Below are 23,856 nucleotides of genomic sequence, written 5' to 3' on the forward strand. Positions count from 1 at the left end.
CAAGTGACAATTGCTATCTGGACTTCAATCCGCGCGCCACAAGCATCGGTTCTATCGAGGGATTGCGGCCTGTGAAATCGCGGTACATGACCCCGTAATCCTTTGAATGGCCCTGGCCCAGGAACGTGCTGCGAATGCGGTCACCCATTGCCCGTGTCATGCCGCCATTGGCTGCGACATAGGCATAAGCATCGTGGCTGAGCATTTCGGTCCAGATGTAGGAATAATATCCGGCCGAATAACCCGGCGTCCAGATATGCCGGAAATAGGGTGATTTGTACCGCGGCGGAACTAGTTCGGGGTTAAGTCCGGTCGAAGCCAGCGCCGTCTTTTCGAAAGCAAGCACATCGGCGGGGAGCTGCGCTGGTGTGAGCGCGTGCCATTTCATGTCGAGCAACGCTGCCGACAGGGTCTCTCCCAAAGCGTACCCCTGGTTGAATTTGCCCGCGCGGTCCATTTTCTCGATCAGCGCAGCCGGGATCGTCTCGCCGGTTTCGTGATGTTTGGCATAGCGTGCCAGAACTTCAGGCAATGACGCAAACGGTTCGTGGAACTGCGAAGGAAATTCGACGAAATCGCGCGCCGTATTGGTGCCCGAAAGCGAAACATATTTCTGGTCCGCAAACATACCGTGCAACGCATGGCCAAATTCGTGGAACATCGTCTCGACATTATCGAAGCTGACCAGTGCGGGCTGGCCTTCGGCTGGCTTGGGGATGTTGAGCGTATTGTAAATCACCGGTTTGTTACCGGTCAGATGCGACTGTTCGACAAAGTTGCCCATCCACGCGCCGCCCTGCTTGTTGTCGCGGGCAAACGGATCGAAGTAGAACAGCGCCAGCTCGGACCCGTCCTTGTCAAACACCGTGTAAGTGGTGACATCGGGATGATATACCGGAATGTCGGTACGCTGTTTGAAAGTCAGACCGTATAGCTGGTTCGCCATGTAAAATACGCCGTCTTCCAACGTGCGCGTCACTTCGAAATATGGTTTGATCTCGCTTTCATCGAGATCGTATTTTTCCTTGCGAACCTTTTCCGCATAATACGACCAGTCCCACGGTTCGACGGTGTAATTGCCGCCGTCGGCCTTGATAGCCGCGTTGAGCATCGCCGCCTCGCGCAGCTGCGTTGCCGAGAGGGCAGGGACCATCTGTTCCATCAGGCCGAGCGCGGTCGCGGGGGTTTTCGCCATCCGGTCGTACATCGTATAGGTCGCCCAATCCGGCGCCCCCAGAAGATTGGCCTTGCGGGCACGCAAACCGGCGATTTTGAGAACGGTGTCAGTTGTATCATTCATACCACCCGACGATGTCCTGCCGATGCTGGCATCATACAATTTTTTACGGGTTGCCCGGTTGCTCAATTTGGCCAGCAGAGGTTGCTGCGTGGTGTTCTGGATAGTCAGCAGATATTTGCCGGCCATGCCGCGGTCGGCAGCAGCGGTGGCGGCGGCGGCAATTTCCGCATCAGTCAAACCGGCCAGTTCAGCCTTGCTACCGATTGCGATCGCTGCATCTTTGGATGCTTCGGTCAGCTTTTGCGAGAAATCGGTTTCCAGGCTCGACAATTCGCTATTGATGGCGCGCAGTTGCTGTTTTTCTGAATCCGACAACAGCGCGCCCGCGTGCACGAAATTGGCATAATAGGTTTCGAGCAGCATCGCATCTTCGCCCGTCATGGCCATGGCTGCGCGATTGTCGTAAAGCGCCTTGATCCGCTTGAAGAGCTTGTCATTCAGATAGATCGCGTCGCGATTTGCGGCGAGCAGCGGGGCAATCTCGCTTTCGGTGGCATCCAGCAAATCATTGGTATTTGCCCCCTGCTTTTGCGAAAACGGGGCGAGCGCGCGGCTGAGCATCGCGCCACTAAGCTCCATCGCGACCAAAGTGTTCGTCAGTGTGGGCGCCGCAGGATTATTCGCAATCGCGGCAATTTCAGCCTGCTGGATAACCATCGCCTGCTTGATTGCGGGCGCATAATCCTCGTCGCGGATTTTGGTGAAATCGGGTGCCTTGAAAGGCAACGTGCTTTCGCTGGCGAAATAGCCGGTGCCTTGCGGGATCGCGGCGATCGCTTCTGCGGCGATCCTGTCGGTGGTTTGGGTCATGGTCGTGCATCCGGTCAGCGCAAACAAGGCCGCGCCGGTTAAAAGACGGGTTTTCATTAAAATTCCTCTCCAGAACGAATGACGCCAATGCCCGTATTTCGGCATTGCCGTCAATAAGATGGCTGTCCCTGTAGTCCGCCCGATTTGAACGTCAGGTGAAATCGCCGGGCCTAAGCTCTTTGCGCTCTAGTCGCTGGACCGATCGCTCCGCTATTGCGTGTGTCGGAATAGTCCGCATCCAGAAAAATGGCAGCACGCCGCTTGCTGCGGTGAATTAGTCCGTCGAAGCCAAATCCGCCCGCATTATGATAGCCAAGTTCGTCTGCGATAGCGCGGTAGTCTGCCAGCGCAACAGCAGCATTCAGCCTGGGGCTCTCGCTGGCCGCCAGTTTGCCTTCGCCGACATTGAAAGCAAGATCGACCAGGGCATCGAATTCATGCTGGTACAGCACCAGATCACCAACAAGCCGGCGAACGGAAGCCTCCGCTATGGCCAGATCCCGTTCCAACAATACCATTATCTGGTCCCGACTGACATTTTGGCCAACGGATAAATTGTCATCGCGTGTCACCTGATGGCCGGCGCCCACCGTCGGGCGGCCTGCCGCATCAAGGTAAACGTCGGCGCGCACACCTTCTTCTTCAATCAGCGCCATTTTCATTTTGTCGCTCGCAGACAAAGCTGTAGCTGACTTGCGTACCGCTTCCGCCTCGCTGGTAAGTGACGGGCCGTCCAGAAACGCGGACGGCAAGTCAGTAGCGGCGGTCAGGCTGACCGCACCGGCAGACATCAGCAGCGCGGCACGCTTGCGCTTTAACCCGGCGCGCTGCCGGGATAGCAATGTGCGCATCATGTCTTTCGCACGGTCCCGCTTGCGTGACCTGTTTGTTCGGTTGAATATCGGGATGCGAGTTCTAAAAATTTCCTTTTTCACACAGTGTATTAACGGTTGAAGCGAAGATCCTATCCACGCTTCGGCGCGTGTGATGCACAGGTCAGGACAGCTGCCCGAAATCCCGGCTTGCCGATCCGCTCCGGTAAACTTTCCGTCCGGTTTGTTTCAATCGGAGCAATATTCGGGCAGTGGGGTGCAAACTGTTTGTATTCTGGATTGGAAAACAATTGACCGAAACAATTCGCACGTCGCTGCGCGATTTCATCAAGGGCGAAACATCGGGCGGCTTTATGCTGATCGGTGCTGCCATCCTGGCAATGCTGCTGGTCAATTTCGGCGGCGAAGCGATTTACCGCGCGCTTTGGGGCCTGCCGGTTGTCCTGACCGCTGGCGGTTTCGGCATCGACAAGCCCTTGCTGCTGTGGGTGAACGATGGCTTGATGGCGGTGTTTTTCTTCCTGATAGGTCTGGAAGTAAAACGCGAAGTGCTCGATGGTCAATTATCGAGCTGGTCGCAGGCGTCACTTCCGATCTTTGCAGCAATTGGCGGCATGGCCGTGCCAGCCGCGGTTTTTCTGATGGTCAATTCCGGCGTAACGGAAAATATGCGCGGCTGGGCCATCCCGGCGGCGACCGACATCGCTTTTGCTTTGGGTATTCTGGCGCTGCTGGGAAAGCGGGCACCGACCGAACTTAAAGTCCTGCTTCTGGCCGTAGCAATTATCGACGATATCGGCGCAATTGCGATCATTGCGGTGTTTTATACCGAGAACCTGTCGCTCACCGCACTTGGCGGCGCGGCCGTGATATTGGCGGCGCTATTTGCGGTAAACCGGGCAGGCGTAACCCGCGTTGCGGTCTATATTCTGCTTGGCATTGTAATGTGGGTATTTGTGCTGAAATCGGGTGTACATGCAACATTGGCCGGTGTCGCCACCGCCATGTTCGTTCCGCTGAAAAGCGCCGATAGCGAAGCGGGCGCGGCTTCACCGCTCGAAACGCTTGAACACGCTCTGCACCCCTATGCGGCGTTCCTGATCCTGCCGGTGTTTGCATTCGCCAATGCCGGGGTTTCGCTTGCAGGTTTTGGTCCATCGGCGCTGGCCGAACCTCTGCCGCTCGGCATTGCGGCCGGTCTGTTCGTCGGCAAACAGGTCGGTGTGTTCGGTGCAATTATGCTGGCCGTGGCTATCGGGGCTGCAAAACGGCCTGACGGTGTATCGTGGATGCAGCTTTACGGGCTGGCTTGTCTGACGGGTATCGGTTTCACCATGAGCCTGTTTATCGGAACGCTGGCTTTCCCTGATTTCGACCAGCTGGAGCAGGTTAAAATCGGCGTGCTCGCAGGCTCGCTGGGTTCTGGTTTGCTGGGTTACTTGCTGATCAGGTTCGCTCCCGTCAGATCCAACGCCGGATAGCCCGTTAAATGCCAAAGCTACCCAGCAGGTAACGGCGGCGGAGAAGGAGGAGGTGGCGGCGGAGGCGGTGCATTCGGGGCAGGCGAAGCGGGGTTCGGGTGCAGCATACTTTCCTCGCTGACCAGAAACAGTGCCTCATCATCGGTAAACATCACGATCTTGTCTTCTTGCACACGCACAAACCCTGGGTCGCTGCGCATAATCCGCGTGATGATATTTCCCGCTGCGCCCAGCTGGAGATTATCGAGCGGACAATCGCCGGCTGGTTCCCCGTTTTTGAGAAATCTGTGCCGGCCAGTGTGTCGCCCGCGCACTTCTGCCCGGCTGCATTCGGACCAGTTCATGCGGTTTGCTGAAATCGTCATAACGCCCGCAGCCTCGCCAATGCTGGAACCCGACATTCCCCATCCGCTATATTGTTCGGCATATTGCGGCACCCAGCGTCCGGCGACCTCGCTCAAACCGGCGCCGCGTTCCGCCAGATAGCGTCCCGGATCGAGCAGAATGAGATCGGTGCTGCCATCGGTAATGCGCAGTTTGCCTTGACCAAGCCGGGAAACCTTCAGGTTTGCCGAGAAGAAATTGAAAAGGCGTCCATCACGGTCCTGAATTTCCGCCGGACATCCCATCAGCGTCTGCATCCGGTTTCCGCCGCCGGTGTCCTTTAGAATGCCATTATCTATCTTCGCCGCATTGCCCGAACGATTGCAGCCAATTGCGTATGACAAGTGATCATCATCGATAAATACGAACGACGCCCTCCATGCGCCGGAAGTGCGCCAGCCGGGTTCGAAATTTTCAAAGCTCGCAATGTACCAAAAGCCTGCAATGTCGGCGAGCGACGCGACCGGGACTGCACGTTCATCGGCGGATAGTTGCGCGACAGGCTCGGAACCCTGATCAGAAACCGATGCCGGACTGCACGCAGCCGCCAGAAATGCGATTGTGACCGGACAAGTTTTCAGCATTCAAAACACCCCGTCAACAAACCGTCACCGCTTTCTTTCATGACTATAAAGGCTTGTACATTGCTTTTGCCCGAACGGATTGCCACATCACCCGTGCGCGGCAGGTCCTGCCCCATTGACACACGCGAACATTACCGGAACAGATTGACGCATGAGCCTTACGCAAATCAAAGTCCGTGGTGCCCGCGAACATAATCTCAAGGGGGTGGATATCGATCTGCCCAGAGATAGTCTGATCGTCATCACCGGCCTGTCCGGGTCGGGTAAATCCTCACTGGCATTCGACACGATCTATGCCGAAGGGCAGCGGCGCTATGTCGAAAGCCTGAGCGCCTATGCACGCCAGTTCCTCGAGATGATGCAAAAGCCCGATGTCGAGCATATTGACGGGCTCTCTCCGGCTATTTCAATCGAGCAGAAAACAACGTCGAAAAACCCGCGCTCGACTGTTGCGACCGTAACCGAAATTTATGATTACATGCGCCTGTTATGGGCGCGCGTCGGGGTTCCCTACAGCCCGGCAACCGGCCTTCCGATCGAGGCGCAGACGGTTTCCAACATGGTTGATCGGGTGATGGAATTGCCCGAAGGCACGCGGCTGTATCTGCTCGCGCCCGCCGTGCGCGGCCGCAAGGGTGAATACCGCAGGGAACTGCTCGAATGGCAAAAATCGGGCTTTACCCGCGTGCGCATCGATGGGGAGATTTACCCGATCGAAGAAGCGCCGAAGCTCGACAAGAAATTGAAACATGACATCGAAGTCGTGGTTGATCGGTTGGCGGTGAAGCGCACCGATGGCGACAAGGAAGGCATCGAGGGACGGCTGGCGGAAAGTTTCGAACAAGCGCTGAAGCTGGCCGACGGGCTGGCTTATGTCGATCTGGCGGAAGGCACCGTGCCGGGCCGCGAGGCTGACGATCCGGCCGGCGGTGCGGCAGACAAAAAGATGAAGGGGACGGGTATTCCCGCCAACCGGATTGTCTTTTCCGAAAAGTTTGCCTGCCCGGTGTCGGGCTTCACGATCGAGGAAATCGAGCCGCGGTTGTTTTCGTTCAACTCGCCGCAGGGCGCGTGCCCGACGTGTGACGGGATTGGCGAGAAATTGCTGTTCGATCCGCAATTGGTTGTCCCTAACGAAGCGCTCAGCCTGAAGAAGGGCGCGGTCGTGCCGTGGGCCAAGTCAAACCCGCCATCGCCCTATTATATGCAGGTGCTGTCCAGCCTTGCCCGCGAGTTCGGCTTCGATCTTGAAACGCCGTGGAATGAGCTTTCCGCAGACCACCAGTTTATTATCCTCCACGGAACGAAGGGCAGGGCGGTGCCGCTGACTTTCCGCGACGGGCGCAAGAGCTATACGGTCAGGAAAGCGTTCGAAGGTGTCGTGGGCAATCTCAATCGCCGGATGATGCAGACCGAAAGCACCTGGATGCGTGACGAGCTTGGCAAGTTCCAGACCGCGCAGGCGTGCGAGACGTGCGAAGGCGCACGGCTCAATCCCAAGGCGCTGGCGGTAAAAATCGCGGGCACCGATATCTCGCGGCCCACGCGGATGTCGGTGTCCGATGCTTATGCCTGGTTCGGTGCGCTGAATGACCAGCTCAATGAACAGCAGCAGCAGATTGCCAAGGCGATCCTGAAAGAGATTAACGAGCGGCTGGGCTTCCTCGATAATGTCGGGCTGGACTACCTCAATCTCGACCGGAAATCGGGCACGCTCAGCGGCGGCGAAAGCCAGCGCATCCGGCTTGCCAGCCAGATCGGCAGCGGGCTTTCGGGCGTGTTGTATGTGCTCGACGAACCAAGCATCGGCTTGCACCAGCGCGACAATGACCGGCTGCTCGAAACGCTGAAGCGGTTGCGCGATCTGGGTAACACCGTGATCGTTGTGGAGCATGACGAGGATGCCATCCGGCAGGCGGACCACGTGGTTGATCTTGGCCCCGGCGCGGGTGTGCACGGCGGCGAAATTGTCGCGCAGGGTACGCTGAAGCAAGTGCTGAAGGCGAAAAACTCGCTCACCGCGGACTATCTGACCGGCCGCCGCGCAATCGCCATCCCTCCACAGCGCCGCAAGGGCAATGGCCACAAGCTGACGGTGCACGGCGCACGGGCGAACAACCTTGCCAATGTCACCGCGTCCATCCCGCTGGGCACCTTTACCTGCGTCACCGGGGTCAGCGGATCGGGCAAGTCCAGCTTTACCATCGACACGCTGTACGCCGCCGCCGCCCGCACGCTGAACGGCGCGCGCGTGATCGCCGGGCCGCACGACAAGGTGACGGGCCTGGAATATTGCGACAAGATCATCGAGATCGACCAGTCCCCCATCGGCCGCACCCCGCGCTCCAACCCCGCCACCTACACCGGCGCCTTCACCAATATCCGCGACTGGTTCGCGGGCCTGCCCGAAAGCGCGGCACGCGGGTACAAACCGGGCCGCTTCAGTTTCAACGTCAAGGGCGGCCGCTGCGAGGTGTGCAAGGGCGACGGGCTGATCAAGATCGAAATGCACTTCCTGCCCGATGTGTATGTCACCTGTCAGGAATGCGGCGGCAAACGCTACAACCGCGAAACGCTGGAGGTGAAGTTCAAGGGCCTTTCCATCGCAGACGTGCTGGACATGACGATCGAGGACGCGGAAGGCTTCTTCAAGGCCGTCCCCTCCATCCGCGACAAGATGCATATGCTGAACGAGGTGGGGCTGGGCTACGTCAAGGTGGGCCAGCAGGCGACCACGCTGTCAGGCGGAGAGGCGCAGCGCGTGAAGCTGGCGAAAGAGTTGAGCAAACGCAGCACCGGACAAACCCTCTATATCCTCGATGAACCGACCACCGGCCTGCATTTCGAAGACGTGCGCAAACTGCTGGAAGTGCTGCACCGTCTGGTGGATCAGGGGAATAGCGTTGTGGTGATCGAGCACAATCTCGACGTGATCAAAACCGCCGACTGGGTGCTGGACCTCGGCCCGGGCGGCGGCGTTCGCGGCGGTGAGATCGTGGCCGAAGGCACGCCGGAGAAGGTCGCCTCGGTGGCGGCGAGTTATACTGGCGGGTATTTGAAGGCTATGTTGGCGAATTGAGGGGTGAGCTGTCACTTCGATAAATTAAAGTAGCGCTCGGTTTAAACCTCGTAAACCTTGCTTTTCCGCACGAAGTGCTGCCTTCATAGGACGCGTCAAATAGGCACGTGTCTTAAGCTGAGCATCGCTCAATTTTTCTAACGGCTCGAGCCATTGGTCTATTTTTCTTTTAGTTTCTTGCTCGATAGAAATAGGCTGGTCGAAAAGACCGAGATTTTGCCAGTTCACGAAGGGCTTCCCCTGAACAAATTTTAGGTCGGCATAGTCGAAATCGCGGTACCATTTCGTTCCTAGTTCTACGCAATATGGGCCGTCTTTCTGTCGAATGTAAAAGAAATCAGTTATTGGGTGGTCGTCTTCAATTTGGGATCGGTAGTCTAATAAGTACAAGATTTTGTGAAGCCTGAAGAGGCTGGCTGATCCAAGCTTAGACAGTAAATACTCCACGACTTCCCAACCTGATCGGTCCTTCGGTGCTGACTGGCCCCGTATTTTCTTCGCTTGGTTATATCGTTTAAATTGCTCACTCAGAAAATAGTAATCTGCAGTCTGGGTAGGAAAATTTCGGTGAATCATTGCCCTCGCTCCAGGATGATAGAGAGGGACTAAAGTTCTTCCAAACCAATTGTTCATTGTCCGAACCGACGTAGATATTTGAAGATTATGTTCTGAAATATAGTTGAGTGCTTGAAGCGCCTTCGCTCCTAGAGTGACAATTATTTCCGGATTTATTGTCTGAATTTGCCTCTCCAATAATTCCGCACAATTCTTCAGGTTTTTCACACTTGGCGGGCGATTATTGCCGTGTTCGTCGGTTGGGTTGCAGAGCACTGCATTTGTCACGAAAATATCTCGACGACTGAAGCCCGCAAGACGTAAGAGTCGATCGAAGTTTTCGCCAGCTGCGTCGCCATGAAAAGGAATTGCCGTTCGCTCTGCTCCGAGCCTCCCGGGCGCTTCACCAACAAACATAATGCGGGCCGATGGGTTTCCGTTCGCATCAGTTAGGACACGGTTGCATCCCGCCATCTCGCTGCACTGCGAACAAACTTGTGCGTCGGCAACAAGATTTGCGAACTGATCCTGATTAAATTTTTCCAATAAAGTCATTAGTATTTGATTTCGTACCTACAAATGGATTGAATGAAACGACATCTGCCCCTTTGAAAGTGCGGCCTGTTCGCTCGGCTATGAAGTTTCCAAGTTCGGCTAAGCCCAAAAAATTCCCGAGCGCTTTGTTTGAAAAATCGTGGGATCGATAAACGGCACCTAACGATAATTCATGGACACCGAACGACCTTATCTGAACATACTGAAGACAAGGACTTCCTCGTGTTCGAAATGTATCGCTTGGCAAATCCGTGTGTAGATAAAGTGCAGCTTCACTGTTCATCTGCCAAGCGTTCAACTTCGTAATAGCTTCCAGAAGACGGTTTGCCTTTATCGTTCGTTTTTGCCCAAAGCGATCATACCACGATCCAGACAACCTTTCGAAATAGGTGTGTCGCCAACCGCTATAACGAATGCCACGCCTACGTCCCCTTCCGAACACAACTTGTCCGGCATTAAGCGCATCGAACGCGGAGCCTTTGGCTTGTCTTACAATTCTCGGACATAACACTGATGCAACACTTGATGGAGCTTCGAATCCTGCACTTTTGGCCGCGATATTTAGTGCACCGACCTCTTCCGCGCCGCCTACCCAAGCATTGCCAAAACTGGTGACGATAACATAGGGCTTTGTTGGTTCATCCACCAGCCTAGAGGTTGCCAGTTTCCACGCTTCTAACAGATCGGCGTGATAGAAACTTGAAGAGAGTTGCGTCATCGCTGATCAAACCTCATCGTCCCCTTCTCTAGATCGCACGCAATGCGTCCGCCTCCATGTTCATCGAGTTTATCAAACAGCTGAAATCCAAGAGCAATTGCATCACGCCAAGCAGTAATGTCGCGTACCGAGACCTCGAGACCTTTAGTCATAACCTTAACAGCTGAGAGCACAGAAAATGGAATATTTCGTCGGTCACTGAAGGCTGATACTCCTTCAGCCGTTCGGGAATTTTGATTGAAAATGAAAACAGAGATACCTTCTTCGAGAAAAATGGATCGGGCACCATCCTCGACCCGATCTAGCTCAGGGTCATATCGTCTTTTTAGACCCAGCTGTTTTCTCGCCACTGGCGACCACCCCAGCTTCGTCATGTATGCAAAGTGAAAAACATCGTGAAAGCGATAGCCGTCTTCATCGTGTGCGTTATCATCGAGCGGATCACCAAACGGCTTGCCATTAACCCGAATTTGCATTTTTTGCCCTTCCGGATCGAAAGTGAGACTGAATTTTTCCGGGAAACGCTGCTTTTTCGGCGCGTTCCGATCTAAACGCGATTTGGAGCCGTTGAATAGGAATTTCGACTTATTAAGGTTCGTTTCTGCGACGTCTGAGAGAGCGATATCGGGTAGTGGGTCAGTTTGAAATTGCCTTCTTATAAGGACCGCGTTTTTTCGGTGCAGCTTCCACTTCTGCCTTTTCGATCAGCATGACAATATCGGCAATATCCCAAAGGCGGTCAGTGACGCCCGCTGCCATTGCTGGCGAGACTTTCAGCGTTTTGTGGATACGGACGAAATTGTAATACATCATGTGAAGCGCAACGGCGTGGGCGTGATTGTCAATTTTCTTGCTGAAACCATTTGTCAGACGTGTGAAGCGGCGCATGTGCATCCGCATAGTCAGATTGGCGCGCTCGACGTAGGACGTGCTGACTAGGTTCTTGTCGGGACGTCCTTCGATGCTGCGCTTCTTGATGCCGGTGCAATCGGCGGGGCTGTAACGGCCTTTGAAGCTGTCAGGCGCATTGCCATAAATCTTGATTAGCTGGGCATAGTCCACATCGGAGCCGAAAGCGCCCTCCACAGCTTCCAGATACGATTTGTGACCGTCGCTGGTCAACTGGACGCGGTTAGCAAGGCGGCTGCGCAGATCGTCCATAAACCACATGGCATATTCGGCATCGCGGCCACCGACCAGATACGAAACGATCAACTTGCTATCTGCATCAATTGCGGTCCAAGTCCAAGTGTCGCCAGAATGGGCGGGGGCAGCCTTGGCGGCCTTTACGTTCTTTTGCTTAGCGTAAGTAAATGACCAGATTTCATCGACTTCAACGCGGGTTGTTTGAAGATCGCGAACATTTTCTTCGTGATAGGCCGCACACGCCTTGCCAGCGTCAATCAGCAACTTCGAAACGGTGTTCTTGCTGACACCAGTAATTCGCACGATAGAGCGGATGCTGCTTCCCTCGCAAAGCATGTGAAGGATGGTGGAGCGGGTTTTGGCATCAAGCTTGTTCATGCTGATTTTATAACTGACTCATCCAATCGAGTCAAGCATAACAGTCAGTTTAATAGAAAGTATGAAACAGCTATTGCAAGCGCGATTCCGCAGGGCTATAAGGGCGTAATGGAAATTGAGTTTGCTGACCCAGGCCTCGAACTAATTGAAACCAACGAGGCTGGCGCAACCCGGTTGCCAGTGGCGGTTATCAAATCGACTCGGCGCAAGCTGACCGTTTTGAGGTCCGCTCCCGATGATCGAACTATGAGGAATTGGAAAAGCTTGCACCACGAAAAGTTGAAAGGCGACCGGGAGGGGCAACGGTCGATCTGTATCAACAAACAATATCGGATGGTCTTTACGCTTGATAGCGAGACAGAACCCCAGATCATCACGGTGTTAGCGATTGAGGATTATCACCCATGAAGGACAATGTGCGGATCATAGATCACCCTGGCACCTTCGTGTTGGAGGAAATGGAGGCTCGCGAATGGTCGCAGCAAGACCTTGCCTATATTCTTGGCATGTCAGCATCGCAGCTTAACCCTATCCTAAAGGGTAAGCATGGCATTTCATCTGATATGGCGGTGGCACTTGGCGAAGCTTTTGACGTGCCAGCGCAGTTTTTCGCAAATTTGCAAAAGCAGTATGAATTACAACACGCAAAGAGTCCAAACCCCGGTGTGAGAACACGGGCAAATTGGCTGGCTAAATTCCCCGTTAGAGAAATGATGAATCGTGGTTGGATTGAAAAATCAGAAGCCGACCTTCTCGACCTACAGATGATGCGCTTTTTTGACAAAAACCGTATTGAAGACATTCCCGGTTTCGGAGGCGAGATGATGGCTTACGCCGCCAAGAAATCCGATCAAGAAGAGTTAACAGGCAACCAAATGGTTTGGCTCCATAGGGTGAGACAGATTGCTGAGGCCGCTGAGGCACCAACATATGATCGGGCTAAGCTGGATGAAGCATTACCGAAGATACGCGCTCATATGTTTGATGCAGATGATTTTGGTGAAATTCCCGCACTGCTGTTTGAGTGCGGTGTGCGCGTCGTGTTCGTGGAACCGCTTCGAGGCTCTAAGATTGACGGTGTTTGCACTTGGCTAGGTGACGAGCCAGTCATTGGCCTTAGCTTGCGGCTTAATAGACCTGACAACCTATGCTTCGTCTTGAGGCATGAAATTGAACATGTTTTACAAGAAGATGGCAAGAACGAAGTTTATTCTCATGTCGATGTTTTTGAGCCAGATAGAGATATTGCAGATCTTCCCGATGAAGAAAAACGTGCTGACGATGCTGCTGCGGAATTTTTGGTTCCCCAAGACAAGCTTGCGTCTTTTATGCGGCGCAAAGGCAAGTGGATTTCAGAAGATGATGTAATTGCATTTTCAGCACGGCATCAAATTCATCCTGCAATCGTCATTGGCCAAATTCAGAAGCACAGGCATCGCAAGGGCGATAAGAGTGCTTATGCGTTTCTGCGCCGCTATATGACTAAAATAGAAGAGCATTTCATGAATTGGCCGCTTCGCGATGGTTGGGGCAAAGTCGCAGAAGTCGGATTGTAGGAGTGGTGAAAATGGCAAATATTGGCGAACAGATCACACGGGCGTGGGATGAGTGGGAAGTTACCACTGGTGACGATGCCAACGATCCTGACGATTTTATCGATTGGGCGGTGAAAAACGGCAAGATGGTTCCACGTCTCGAGGATGTCAGAAAGATATTTAGGCGGCAAGTTTCAACTGCGCTCCGCCAAGTGCACCGCACAAACGACGCAGGCACAACCTACCGCGCCAAGCAATGTGTGACCATCGCCGAGGAAGGTAAGCAGCGGACCTTATGGTTCGACGTTGACAACAACGGCACCCCTAGGCTGCGTGAGAGAGCGGTTAAGCAGCGTCGTGAAGCAATCGCCAATGATGTATATCGGGCAATGTCGGACGTGGAGCATATGAACTATGCATATCCTTTGGACGAAACCATTCAATTCGAGATGGATTTCACTGAGGATTACGAAGAGCGTAAGGCGTTAGAGCGTTATGAAAAAAACCAGAAAGACGCTGGTTAATCCTTCTTTTTCCAACGTGCTTGCGCTGCAATGCTTGCGATCTCTGATCTCTCGGTTGGTGTCAGAGCCTTAGCACGGGCATTACCGCCCTTCCTCCCGCCTTTTGCCGCACGCTCTTGCGAGGCGGTCATTTTTTCGTCTGACTCTTCACCAGACGCAATATCAACCATCAGCTTTGCAAGCTGGTTTGCATCGCGTGGGCGCTTGGGCTTTTTGTCTGCCATTCACCCCATATAGCGAGCCTTGCGGGAAATTGCAGGGCTAGATTTCAAACTGACCCACTACCCGATATCGAAGTGACTTGCGATTTCCGATAGGTACCAAAGTAAGTCTCCGAGTTCAGTTTTGATCTCGTCTTTGACAACTGTTGCGGCGGAATTCTCTCGCTTCAGTTTCTTGATTGAAGAAGCCACGCTTCCGGCCTCGCCGAACAGGCCAAGCGTGAAAAGCTCAATATCGCTAGAGCGCGAAGTCTCGTGGGCTTTCGCTTGGTAATGATCGATATCCATAAAGTTATCCTTTAATCGAACACCTTAAGCACTTGGTGCTATTATACAATTCGCAATGCAACGTATCCACAGCGCTTTAATTCTTCCCTACACCCCCCAATCCATGCCTCGCTACGCGGTTCTCTTCAGCCAGCAGCGAGTCCGTCCATGTCTCTCACCGAACCCCGCCACCACCAACAGATCCCCGTCCTCCACAAAAGCGAGGGCGGGGCTGATCCGGCGGTAGGCCGTCCGCCGCTCCTCACGCCCACAAAACAGGCCGCGTTCTGCGAGCGGCTTTCGCAGCATGGCAATGTGCAGCCCCTCGTATAGACCCCTGTGCCGGGCGCTCGGCATATCGACGCAGACGGCAAACCCGCGCGCGGCGCTCCAGCGCTTCCATGCGGGCGTGCCGGGACGGAAGAAAGAAAAGTGCAGCCCTTCGACAAGCTCAGGACGAACGGGGAGGGCGTTTGCACTCTCTCCAACCCCCCAATAACCTCCCCGTAACCCGCGCCCGCTAAACCAGCCCCCACCACAACCAAGGTAAGGGAGCCAAACCCCATGCGTATCACTCTCATCACCGCCGCTACCGCCGCCGCCGCCGCCGCCGCCGCCGCCGCCACCGCTGCGCTCGCGCTGGGCGGGTGCGGGCCGCAGACGCCGGAGGGTGTTCGTGCGGCCAGTGTTGCCAAGTGTGAGCGGCAATTCGGGCGGATGACGACCGATCCCGCTCTCGGCAACGCGCTGTGTTATTGCATGGCGGACCGGCTGACGGAAGAGGAGCTGGAGATCACCGATATGCTGGGCGATGGCCGCGCGCAGGTGGAGGAGATCACCCGCAGCTGCGCTCGCCAGACCGGCGTGCCGCTGCCTCAATAGCGCTGTCCTACAGGCGCTGTCCTGTATAACTAAACCGGTTTTCCTGCCCGCAACGCACAGGTGAACCATGTACGATCCCGAAACTCCCCTCCCGCTCGGCTCCACCCGCGACAGAGGCCAATCGGCCGACCGCAACCCCGCACAATCATGGCTCGCCCATGTCGAAGCCGATCGCATCGCCGCCGACCCCGGCACGACCCGCGCCGGACCCGTCATCACCACACGCTGTCCTACAGCACCCGCTCCGGCGTAAATCATCCGGTGCGGCTTGCTGAATGGCGCAAGCATTTTTCTACGGGTGCAAACGGATGTCGGAAATTAAATTACGCGGCGGGCGCGCAAAGTTCCAAAAATTTTTCAGGAGGGGCAAGTGTAACTCTGAACCCCCGCCAGCCGCAGAATTCCGCCGTTTTTGGCACCGGACACATTTGGCCAAAGTGTAACTAGTGTAACCCTGTAAGTGGCAAAATACGAAAAATTCGGGGCAGGGAGCCTGCGCCGGACAGCCGCTCAGCTGGTGACCAGCGCCAGTTCGACAGTGCCGTGGCCGCGCTGGACCAAGCCGATTTCCTCGGCAGCCGCGCGTGACAGATCGATGGTGCGGCCATGAGCGTAAGGCCCGCGGTCATTGATCCGCACATTCACGCGCTTGCCGTTACGCGGGTTGGTCACTTCGACAATGGTGCCGAACGGCAGTGTCTTGTGCGCCGCGGTCAGCTGGCGCGGATTGAAGCGTTCGCCACTGGCGGTTTTGCGGCCTGCAAAACGCTGGCCATAATAGCTGGCGACGCCCGAACCGATGCGGTTGCGCGCTGCGGGTTCGGGGGCCGCTTCTACAGGCGGCTCGATCTCGGTAATATCAACCGCGTGCGGCGCGGGTTCAGGTGCGGGAGGGATATCTTCGAACCGCTCGAAACTGTCTTCGAATGCGGGCGTTGCGTCCGCCGGTTGCGCTTCCTGTGCAAACAGCGCGGAATTGGTCGGGATGCCGAAAACAAGCGCGAACGCCAGCGCGGTGGTACCCAGCGATGCCGCGAACGGCGCGTGCCGCGCTTTGGGGGATTTGTGACTGTGCATGATGACGCTGCTTATACAGCAAGAACTCGCCATGAACTGTGGAGGGATGTCGAACGAACCCGAATTTACAACAAGTCAACGTGCTAAAAATGGTTAATAGCGCCGAATTGTCCTGAGTTAGGCCGCGCCGATGCGCGCCGCTTTGCTTTGTAATACACCAGTGGATGCGACCGATTCGCTCATGACACCAGCGTTTGTCTATCAAGTGCACCCGTGTTTCAGGCGCTTTGGTTTGGGAGTGATTGCAGTGATGGCGGAGCAATCGGACAGCAGGGACCAATGCGGGACCAGTAGGACGCCGGCATGTGGCCAGTATGAGGCCGGTATGCGGCCAGTATCAGGGCATGCGGAAAGGGCAGGAAGGAAATGGGGACGTGGCAAAAAAGAAATGGGGCCAGCATTGCTGCCGACCCCACTCTTACCGTCGCGTGGCCATCCGAAGATGGACTTGGCAACCGGCGTGTCGTCTTCTGCCCGAAGGCTTCCGACTATGTCGCACGGCGCTCGCGCCGGCATCCGGTACTTCCGTCTGCTCCGTTCCGATCCGAAAATCTTCGCATTGCGTTCAAAAGTTCCGAGACCGATCCGCCATTTGTTCGATCCTTCAAACAGTCATGCCTGGCTTGCACCACGCAATTCCTAGGGGTCGAACCGGTAGGTCCGATCATCCGATTGTGCACTTTCGCAGTTTCAACAGTTTGCCGGTTTTTCCTGTCAGCAGACCGAAATCCGCGACATTCTTCCTTGCATTCCTCGGCTGCGTAGTATTTCACTACCGCGTCGATACGGTTCCAAAATCTCTTGTTTGATCAGGCTGTTACACCGTTTCTCCGAAGAGCCAATCCCCGTTTCGATGATTTGAAGATGCACCCCGAATCGCATTTCGACAAGGCTTGCAACCCCGACTTATCCACTTTCCCCCGATTTCGCTGTGGACACGAGTGGATAAGTCAACAGCTTGGCGAATTTAGCCCACGATGGAGTAAAATTCAGCGCCGGTCGCGGTTGCCGAGCAGTTTCAGTCGCAGCGCGTTCAGCTTGATAAAGCCTTCGGCATCGTGCTGATCATAGGCGCCCGCATCATCTTCAAAGGTGACGTGCCTTTCGGAATAGAGGCTATCGGGTGATTTGCGGCCGACGACATCGCAATTGCCTTTGTACAATTTAAGCCGGACAGTGCCGCCAACCTTCGCCTGCGAGAGATCGATCGCCGCCTGCAACATTTCGCGCTCGGGAGAAAACCAGAAGCCGTTGTAAATAATTTCGGCATAGCGCGGCATCAGTTCGTCCTTCAGATGCGCTGCTCCGCGGTCGAGGGTGATTTGTTCAATCCCGCGATGCGCGCGGGCATAAATCTCGCCCCCTGGGGTTTCGTACATTCCGCGGCTTTTCATACCGACAAACCGGTTTTCCACCAGATCGAGCCGGCCAATCCCGTGTTTGCGCCCCAGTTCGTTTAGCGCCGCGAGCAGCTCAGCCGGCGACATGGTTTGCCCATTGAGTGCCATCCCATCGCCAGCTGCAAAGTCGATGGTGATATATTCGGGAGTGTCCGGGGCGGTTTCGGGATTGTTTGTCCGCGAATAAACGTAGTCCGGGGTTTCTTCCCACGGATCCTCCAATACCTTCCCCTCGGAAGAGGTGTGCAGCAGGTTGGCGTCGGTTGAAAACGGACTTTCGCCGCGCTTGTCCCTTGGGACCGGAATCTGGTGTTTTTCAGCCCATGCGATCAACGCGGTGCGGCTCGTCAGATCCCATTCCCTCCAGGGTGCGACAACCTTGATAGAAGGATCAAGCGCATAAGCGCTCAGTTCGAAGCGAACCTGGTCATTCCCCTTGCCCGTGGCACCGTGGGCAATCGCATCAGCGCCGGTTTCATGGGCGATTTCAACCAGACGTTTGGAAATCAGCGGACGCGCGATCGATGTGCCTAGAAGATAGTCGCCTTCATACCGGGCATTTGCGCGCATCATCGGAAAAACATAGTCCCGTACAAACTCTTCGCGCAGGTCTTCGATATAAATACTCGTGTCGGGAATGCCCATCATGCGGGCTTTGTCCCGCGCAGGGCCCAATTCTTCGCCTTGTCCGAGGTCGGCAGTAAACGTCACAACTTCACAGCCGCGTTCCACCTCAAGCCATTTAAGGATCACACTGGTATCCAGACCTCCCGAGTAAGCGAGGACGACTTTCTTGATTTCATTGCCGGGCATGTGAAGTTCTCTCCGCTTTTTAATCGCGCGCGGCGGTTATCAGCCGAAAGCATCTATCGCAAACGTTTCACTCCGAACCGGTCGCCCGGATTTGGCAGATCGACCAGGGTGCGCTATTCTGGCTGGCATGAGCGACGCAAAAACAGTTCCGACAAAAGCATCGGTGACAGATTTCATCGCGGCCATAGATCACGAGCGAAAACGTGAAGAGGCGCGTGTCATAGATAGCTTGTTTCGTAAAGTGACGGGCATGATACCTGAAATGTGGGGGCCGTCCATCATCGGATACGGAAGTTACCGCACAACTTACGAGAGTGGCCGCGAGGTCCATTGGCTTCGTACTGGGTTCAGCCCTCGCAAAGCAAAGCATTCGTTCTATTTCATGGGTGGATACTGCGATGAAGCCGCTGGCAAGCGGCGCGCGGCATTGCTTGAAAAACTGGGCAAATATTCAATCGGCAAAAGCTGTGTTTATGTAAACAAGCTTGGCGATATCGATTTGGCTGTGCTTGAACAAATTATCGCGGACGACTGGGCCGAAATGAACCGGCTTTATCCTGAATAACTGCTAGATCCCTGCATACCATTGATATCCGGCACGGTCTTCCCAATAGCCGCCGTTACCTCCTGCAATACTGCCGAGCGAACTCACGGCTTCGATCGCCGTCAGATATTTGGGATGTTTGTAGCCAAGCTGGCGTTCGATACGCATCCGCAAGGGCGCGCCGTTGCGGATTGGTAGCGGCGCTCCATTTAAACTGTGTGCGATGATGGTCTGTGGGTGGAACGCGTCGATCATGTCGATGCTTTCGTAATAGTCGCCGCCGGCCAATGTATCGGCGCAGCGGAAAACAACATATCTTGCCTGATCCTGTATCCCTGCCGCCCTTAGCACATCACCAAGCACCGGGCCGGTCCATTGACCGATCGCGCTCCAGCCTTCCACACAGTCGTGGCGGGTAATCTGCGTACGTTGCTCCAGCGCGCGGATGTCCTTCAGCGACAGTGAAAGCGGGGCTGCGACCAAACCTCGAACTTCGAGCCGCCAGTCTTCAAAATTGGTGCCAACGTGCGCCCGGTATTCCGGAGTATCCGGATCCTGCGTACCGTTGCCGCGAAAAAACGGCGAGATCGCGCCAGGATCAAATTCGCGTGCGAGGGCAGTTCGTCCGCCGAACAGTCGCTGGGCCCATTTATTCCAGCCCTCGGTACTTTTCAGCAGCGTCGTCACCGGCTCCGTCTGGCCGATTTTCGTGCAGGCAGTGACCAGGAAGGCCGCTGCACCCATCAGAATGCCTCGCCGGTTCATGACCCTTCTCCCGCTCCGGTTTGTATGGAGGGATCTGACAAAGCATCGCCCGCTGTTTTTCCGCCCAAGATCATATCGCGCAACTGCCCGACCGGGCCTGCCAGCAAAACCATAACGATGTGCAGGATGAAAAATGCGAATAGGCCGAAGGCGACTATAAAGTGGATTGATCTCGCACTTTGTCTTCCGCCAAATACATCCACAAGGATGGGCCAGTTTGCATCCATGGCGGGCGACATTGCCAACCCGGTGAATATCATCAGCGGCAAGCCGATAAAGATAACCAGCCCGTAACTGAGCCGCTGCAAAAAGTTATACTTGCCATCACCATGATCGAAATTCAGCTTCAGGTGTGCGCCGATGTCCTGTTTGATCGATGCCCATTTCCAGTCATTTCGCCGAGTGGTCAGATCGCGTTTGGCATGACCATTGAGCAGCGCGGCAATCATGAACAACAAAAGCCCGAATGCGAATGGCCATGCGAACAGCAAATGCCAATCACGAGCCACTGCCAGGCTGTAATAATCCGGTATCGTCATCCAGCCCGGAAACCGCACTACCTGAGTCCACGCATCGGCGCGGTCAAACCCGGAATGTCCCCAGTAAAGATAGCGGTGCGCGTTGGAGATATTCAGCCCTGACATGAACAGGACAATCAGGCTTATCGTGTTTACCCAATGCCAAAGGCGGGTCGAGAGCACGTGCTTTGTCATGGGTTTGTGCCTCCTCGTTCGAGATAGATCACGTCGCGCGGCTGGGCAAGCAGATGCTGTCCCGAATCGACGAACAGGGTCTCGCCGCTGGCCAGATGACCGTCGGTGAGAAAAAGAGCCGCGTCGGCAACCTCGCTTGCCCATGTGCGGCGGACAAGCAGGTTGCGGATGTGCGACCGGGCGGCTTCTTCCTCGGTCTGGTCATGGCTGGCCAGAATGGCACCAGGCGCAAGACCGTAAATGCGGTCTGCTGGACAATCCGACGCAATCGCCTGCATCGGGACCGTGGCGGCCATTGCGTGTTTGCTCATCGTATAGCTGAAGAAATCAGGGTTTGGATTGGCGAGCTTCTGGTCAAGTATCTGGATTACCCGGCGGCCATTTGCCGAGCGTGCATGACTAAAATATGTCTGCGCTATCAGCGCCGGACTGAGTGCATTGACCTGCATCGCCATCCGGTTCGCTGCCGGATCGATGCAAATGCCGGAATCGTAACTGAATACAGACGCGGAGTTCACCAGGGCCCGCCAGTCGGCAGTGCGCTGCGCCAGGTTTCGGATCATGGTTACCGCAGCAAGGTCGTCTGCCAGATCGCACTGGACGGTTTCGCTGGAGGGGAGGGAGGCCGCCAATCTCGCAGCCTCATCACCGGAGGTATTGTAATGCAGGATCACATGCCAGCCATGTTCAGCAAAATTTTCCGCCATGGCCGCCCCGAGCCGTTTCGCGCCGCCGGTTATGAGTACGGTGGGCAGGGTCATGCAAAAGCGGCCAGCCAGCGTAAATTTTTCAGCTGCGTGCCTGTAATGCGCTGGCTGCCCCACAGCACACCAGGCAGTTCAGCATTACGTGCGCGTGTGGCAAGACACATCATGACTGGCTTTGAAGCACATCAGGCGCGTTGGGGAAAGGGCCGGACAAACTGCGTTGGCAGGTAAGCGCCAACCAGTCACGCATGGTGCCATCGCACCCACCACCGCGATAGTGTTGCTGGTTGAGCAAGCTGAAGCCTGCCGAGCGGTATGTTTCGCCCAGCCATTCGGGATCCGGAAGATTGTTCAATCGCCCTAGAAGATCGCGCCCCTCACCTTCGCCCAGCTTGTAGTTTGCAAAATGCAGCCCACCGGGCCTCAGCGCGCGCCAAATTGCTGCAAGCACTGAAGGAAGTTTGCTGCGCGGGACATGGAGCAAGCAAGCGTGGGCCCAGACCGCGTCATATTCCGCATCCGCTGTAAGCTGGTCAAACCTCATGAGCCGTACGGATTGACCTGTGGCAGCCTGCGCCTGCTTGACCATTGCCGGCGTGCCATCGGTTGCGTCCACTGCGAAACCCTTCGAGGCCATGAATGATGTATCACGACCGCCTCCGCAGCCGAGTTCCAGAATGCGTGCCCCCGGTCTCAAACTATCGAGAAACATGCGCAAGTGCCGGCTTTCGGTTTGCCAATGCCCAGCGTAGGATCGAGCCTCGCGTTCGTAGAAAGCGATTGTGGCTGTGTCGAATTTGTCTTCGCTCAATCGGCCACCGCAGCTTCGGCTGCTTCGCGGTCTGCCTGCGCCCGGCTTTTTTTCAAGGCGGAAGTCTTCAATTGCCCGCAGGCCGCGTCAATATCCCGGCCGCGAGGGGTTCTGATCGGGGCGCTGATGCCGGCATCGAATACAATTGCCGAAAAACTCTTGATCCTGTCGGGGGCAGAACATTCGTAGATCGAGCCGGGCCAAGGATTGAATGGGATCAGATTGACCTTGGCCGGCAGATCGTATTGCTTGATCAGCCTCACCAGTTCGCGCGCATCATCATCGCTGTCGTTCTTGTCCTTCAGCATGACATATTCAAACGTTATCCGGCGCGAGTTGGATGCGCTGGGATAAGCGGCGCACGCACTCAAGAGTTCGTCGATACCATATTTACGGTTGATCGGCACGATTTCGTCGCGGACAGTCTTGTTGGTTGCATGTAGCGAAACGGCCAGATTAACGCCGATCTCGTCTCCGCACCGTTCCATCAGGGGAACGACACCGCTGGTCGAAAGCGTAATCCGCCGCTTGGACAGGGCCAGACCTTCACCGTCCATTACCAGCTTGAGCGCATCGCGCACATTTTCGAAATTATACAACGGTTCGCCCATGCCCATCATGACAATGTTGGTCAGCAGGCGGCCATCGGCAGTATATCCCGTCTCTCCGTGATCATCAGCGCCGTCTTCGTCGGGCATGTCCATCCGGCCTTTGGGCCATTCACCCAAGGCATCGCGGGCCAGCATCACCTGACCAACGATTTCCCCGGGTGTCAGGTTGCGCACCAGTCGCATGGTGCCGGTGTGGCAGAACGTGCAATTAAGCGTGCAGCCGACCTGGCTGGAAACGCACAGAGTGCCGCGCATGTCATCGGGAATGAACACCATTTCGAATTCGTGTCCGTCAGCCGTTTTCAGCAGCCATTTGCGCGTACCGTCTTCCGAAACCTGTGCTTCGACAACTTCAGGACGGCCAAGCACGAAACGTTCGCGTAGCCAAGGTCGCATGGCCTTTCCAAGATCGGTCATATGCTCGAAATCGGTAACACCGCGGTGATACAACCAGTGGTAAACCTGCTTGGCGCGCAGCTTGGCCTGCTTGGGGTCGAGGCCTGACCCGACAAAAATTGCAGCAATGTCCTCGCGCGGCACGCCGATCAGGTCGATGCGTCCATCCGCGCGGGGAGTGATCTCTCGCGGAACGGTCACCGGGTCGACCTGACCAGGGATCTGCATAAGTTTTGTGTCTGCCATCGGAGCGCGCCGTATAGTGCGGCAAAGGCGGTTTGACTAGCGCCTGATGCGCGCACATCCCACGCTGGCAGCGTCAATCGCTGTTGCAGCACCCTTCAGGCTGAACGCATTCGCGAAGCGACGTCCGTTGCTGTCCGTCGCGCGGACATTCATCCGGCTGGCAGAACGCATTGCAGCGACGATGGCCGCATCCATTTTTTTGTCACGTCCCCACACATTCGCGCCGCCGCCTGTCATGACAAAGGTTTTTTCCCCAATAATCAAGGATATCGGTCTGGCAGAGTCAATCTCTCGCGACAGGCGAAAATGGACCTGACCGCGAACGTTTCGTCCGGGCCAGTTGCCGATTGAAGCAAAGGGTTTGAATTTGCCCAATGATGCGTCCGACTTGCTGCGCGCGATGGCATAGCAGCGGGAGGGTGCCGGATCGCGAAAGGTTGCCCAATCATCAAACACGCCCAAACTGTCTTTCGCCAGCACCGGTGCCGGTATCAGGGCAGCGACTATGGCCACAGGGAAGG

24 protein-coding genes are annotated in these 23,856 nt (G+C 55.6%); 7 read left to right on the forward strand and 17 right to left on the reverse strand.

Annotated features, from left to right (window positions below; translation table 11 throughout):
- Positions 1 to 13: 13 nt before the first annotated feature.
- Positions 14 to 2,167 (reverse strand): M3 family metallopeptidase, encoded by a 2,154-nt coding sequence (locus WFP06_RS05260; protein ID WP_336986180.1) that lies wholly within the window; start codon positions 2,165 to 2,167, stop codon positions 14 to 16.
- 113 nt (positions 2,168 to 2,280) lie between these two features.
- Complete coding sequence (locus tag WFP06_RS05265) at positions 2,281 to 2,964, reverse strand: lysozyme (RefSeq protein ID WP_336986181.1); 684 nt, start codon at positions 2,962 to 2,964, stop codon at positions 2,281 to 2,283.
- A gap of 269 nt (positions 2,965 to 3,233) precedes the next feature.
- Between WFP06_RS05265 and nhaA the strand changes: the two genes are divergently transcribed.
- A complete protein-coding gene (gene nhaA / locus WFP06_RS05270) occupies positions 3,234 to 4,424 on the forward strand; it encodes a Na+/H+ antiporter NhaA (protein WP_336986182.1) in 1,191 nt (396 codons plus the stop codon).
- Positions 4,425 to 4,441: 17 nt separating this feature from the next.
- Here the strand turns inward: nhaA and WFP06_RS05275 are convergent, their stop codons facing one another.
- Positions 4,442 to 5,392, reverse strand: a complete 951-nt coding sequence (locus WFP06_RS05275) for an META domain-containing protein (RefSeq protein ID WP_336986183.1) — start codon at positions 5,390 to 5,392, stop codon at positions 4,442 to 4,444.
- A 151-nt stretch (positions 5,393 to 5,543) separates the two neighbouring features.
- Between WFP06_RS05275 and uvrA the strand changes: the two genes are divergently transcribed.
- Positions 5,544 to 8,471 (forward strand): excinuclease ABC subunit UvrA, encoded by a 2,928-nt coding sequence (gene uvrA / locus WFP06_RS05280; RefSeq protein ID WP_336986184.1) that lies wholly within the window; start codon positions 5,544 to 5,546, stop codon positions 8,469 to 8,471.
- Positions 8,472 to 8,495: 24 nt separating this feature from the next.
- On the opposite strand, the gene WFP06_RS05285 is transcribed toward uvrA, so the two are convergent.
- Genes WFP06_RS05285 through WFP06_RS05300 form a run of 4 tightly spaced genes read right to left on the reverse strand, consistent with a single transcriptional unit; the run spans position 8,496 to position 11,823 of the window.
- Positions 8,496 to 9,581, reverse strand: a complete 1,086-nt coding sequence (locus WFP06_RS05285; protein WP_336986185.1) for a uracil-DNA glycosylase family protein — start codon at positions 9,579 to 9,581, stop codon at positions 8,496 to 8,498.
- Positions 9,559 to 10,299, reverse strand: coding sequence for a thymidylate synthase family protein (locus WFP06_RS05290; RefSeq protein ID WP_336986186.1), 741 nt, complete (start codon positions 10,297 to 10,299; stop codon positions 9,559 to 9,561). The genes WFP06_RS05285 and WFP06_RS05290 overlap by 23 nt, the downstream gene beginning before the upstream one ends.
- The gene (locus tag WFP06_RS05295) at positions 10,296 to 10,982 is read right to left on the reverse strand and encodes a hypothetical protein (RefSeq protein WP_336987637.1); all 687 of its coding nucleotides are present in this window, start codon (positions 10,980 to 10,982) and stop codon (positions 10,296 to 10,298) included. Before WFP06_RS05295 ends, WFP06_RS05290 begins: the two co-directional genes overlap by 4 nt.
- The gene (locus WFP06_RS05300; RefSeq protein ID WP_336986187.1) at positions 10,936 to 11,823 is read right to left on the reverse strand and encodes an IS1 family transposase; all 888 of its coding nucleotides are present in this window, start codon (positions 11,821 to 11,823) and stop codon (positions 10,936 to 10,938) included. Before WFP06_RS05300 ends, WFP06_RS05295 begins: the two co-directional genes overlap by 47 nt.
- Positions 11,824 to 11,931: 108 nt before the next feature.
- On the opposite strand from WFP06_RS05300, the gene WFP06_RS05305 reads away from it, so the two are divergent.
- From WFP06_RS05305 to WFP06_RS05315, 3 genes are read left to right on the forward strand one after another with little or no spacing between them, the layout of a single operon-like run.
- A complete protein-coding gene (locus WFP06_RS05305) occupies positions 11,932 to 12,231 on the forward strand; it encodes a type II toxin-antitoxin system RelE/ParE family toxin (RefSeq protein WP_336986188.1) in 300 nt (99 codons plus the stop codon).
- The gene (locus tag WFP06_RS05310; protein WP_336986189.1) at positions 12,228 to 13,379 is read left to right on the forward strand and encodes a HigA family addiction module antitoxin; all 1,152 of its coding nucleotides are present in this window, start codon (positions 12,228 to 12,230) and stop codon (positions 13,377 to 13,379) included. Before WFP06_RS05305 ends, WFP06_RS05310 begins: the two co-directional genes overlap by 4 nt.
- Positions 13,380 to 13,390: 11 nt before the next feature.
- On the forward strand, positions 13,391 to 13,882 hold the full coding sequence (locus WFP06_RS05315; protein WP_336986190.1) for a hypothetical protein: 492 nt from the start codon (positions 13,391 to 13,393) through the stop codon (positions 13,880 to 13,882).
- Here the strand turns inward: WFP06_RS05315 and WFP06_RS05320 are convergent.
- Together WFP06_RS05320 and WFP06_RS05325 are read right to left on the reverse strand one after the other, a co-directional pair.
- Positions 13,879 to 14,106, reverse strand: coding sequence for a hypothetical protein (locus WFP06_RS05320; protein ID WP_336986191.1), 228 nt, complete (start codon positions 14,104 to 14,106; stop codon positions 13,879 to 13,881). The two genes, WFP06_RS05315 and WFP06_RS05320, sit on opposite strands and share 4 nt — an antisense overlap.
- 57 nt (positions 14,107 to 14,163) lie before the next feature.
- Complete coding sequence (locus tag WFP06_RS05325; RefSeq protein ID WP_336986192.1) at positions 14,164 to 14,391, reverse strand: MazG nucleotide pyrophosphohydrolase domain-containing protein; 228 nt, start codon at positions 14,389 to 14,391, stop codon at positions 14,164 to 14,166.
- 543 nt (positions 14,392 to 14,934) lie between these two features.
- Between WFP06_RS05325 and WFP06_RS05330 the strand changes: the two genes are divergently transcribed.
- Positions 14,935 to 15,252, forward strand: coding sequence for a hypothetical protein (locus WFP06_RS05330; RefSeq protein WP_336986193.1), 318 nt, complete (start codon positions 14,935 to 14,937; stop codon positions 15,250 to 15,252).
- Between the two features lie 510 nt (positions 15,253 to 15,762).
- Here the strand turns inward: WFP06_RS05330 and WFP06_RS05335 are convergent.
- Both WFP06_RS05335 and WFP06_RS05340 read right to left on the reverse strand, forming a co-directional pair.
- A complete protein-coding gene (locus WFP06_RS05335; protein WP_336986194.1) occupies positions 15,763 to 16,329 on the reverse strand; it encodes a septal ring lytic transglycosylase RlpA family protein in 567 nt (188 codons plus the stop codon).
- Positions 16,330 to 17,318: 989 nt separating this feature from the next.
- Complete coding sequence (locus WFP06_RS05340) at positions 17,319 to 18,542, reverse strand: argininosuccinate synthase (protein WP_336986195.1); 1,224 nt, start codon at positions 18,540 to 18,542, stop codon at positions 17,319 to 17,321.
- 127 nt (positions 18,543 to 18,669) lie between these two features.
- On the opposite strand from WFP06_RS05340, the gene WFP06_RS05345 reads away from it, so the two are divergent.
- Positions 18,670 to 19,107, forward strand: coding sequence for a DUF1801 domain-containing protein (locus WFP06_RS05345; protein ID WP_336986196.1), 438 nt, complete (start codon positions 18,670 to 18,672; stop codon positions 19,105 to 19,107).
- A gap of 3 nt (positions 19,108 to 19,110) precedes the next feature.
- On the opposite strand, the gene WFP06_RS05350 is transcribed toward WFP06_RS05345, so the two are convergent.
- The 6 genes from WFP06_RS05350 to WFP06_RS05375 all read right to left on the reverse strand — a co-directional run bounded on the left by WFP06_RS05350 (position 19,111) and on the right by WFP06_RS05375 (position 23,848).
- On the reverse strand, positions 19,111 to 19,851 hold the full coding sequence (locus tag WFP06_RS05350) for a molybdopterin-binding protein (RefSeq protein WP_336986197.1): 741 nt from the start codon (positions 19,849 to 19,851) through the stop codon (positions 19,111 to 19,113).
- Positions 19,848 to 20,564 carry a cytochrome b/b6 domain-containing protein gene (locus tag WFP06_RS05355; protein WP_336986198.1) on the reverse strand — a complete coding sequence of 239 codons (717 nt, stop codon included), beginning with the start codon at positions 20,562 to 20,564 and terminating at the stop codon, positions 19,848 to 19,850. The genes WFP06_RS05350 and WFP06_RS05355 overlap by 4 nt, the downstream gene beginning before the upstream one ends.
- A complete protein-coding gene (locus WFP06_RS05360; RefSeq protein ID WP_336986199.1) occupies positions 20,561 to 21,325 on the reverse strand; it encodes an SDR family oxidoreductase in 765 nt (254 codons plus the stop codon). The genes WFP06_RS05355 and WFP06_RS05360 overlap by 4 nt, the downstream gene beginning before the upstream one ends.
- A gap of 109 nt (positions 21,326 to 21,434) precedes the next feature.
- Positions 21,435 to 22,082, reverse strand: coding sequence for a class I SAM-dependent methyltransferase (locus WFP06_RS05365; RefSeq protein ID WP_336986200.1), 648 nt, complete (start codon positions 22,080 to 22,082; stop codon positions 21,435 to 21,437).
- A complete protein-coding gene (rlmN, locus tag WFP06_RS05370) occupies positions 22,079 to 23,335 on the reverse strand; it encodes a dual-specificity RNA methyltransferase RlmN (protein WP_336986201.1) in 1,257 nt (418 codons plus the stop codon). The genes WFP06_RS05365 and rlmN overlap by 4 nt, the downstream gene beginning before the upstream one ends.
- 36 nt (positions 23,336 to 23,371) lie before the next feature.
- Complete coding sequence (locus WFP06_RS05375) at positions 23,372 to 23,848, reverse strand: invasion associated locus B family protein (RefSeq protein WP_336986202.1); 477 nt, start codon at positions 23,846 to 23,848, stop codon at positions 23,372 to 23,374.
- Positions 23,849 to 23,856: the final 8 nt, after the last annotated feature.

The sequence above is a fragment of the Altererythrobacter aquiaggeris genome, from assembly GCF_037154015.1.
GTDB lineage: Bacteria > Pseudomonadota > Alphaproteobacteria > Sphingomonadales > Sphingomonadaceae > Aestuarierythrobacter > Aestuarierythrobacter aquiaggeris.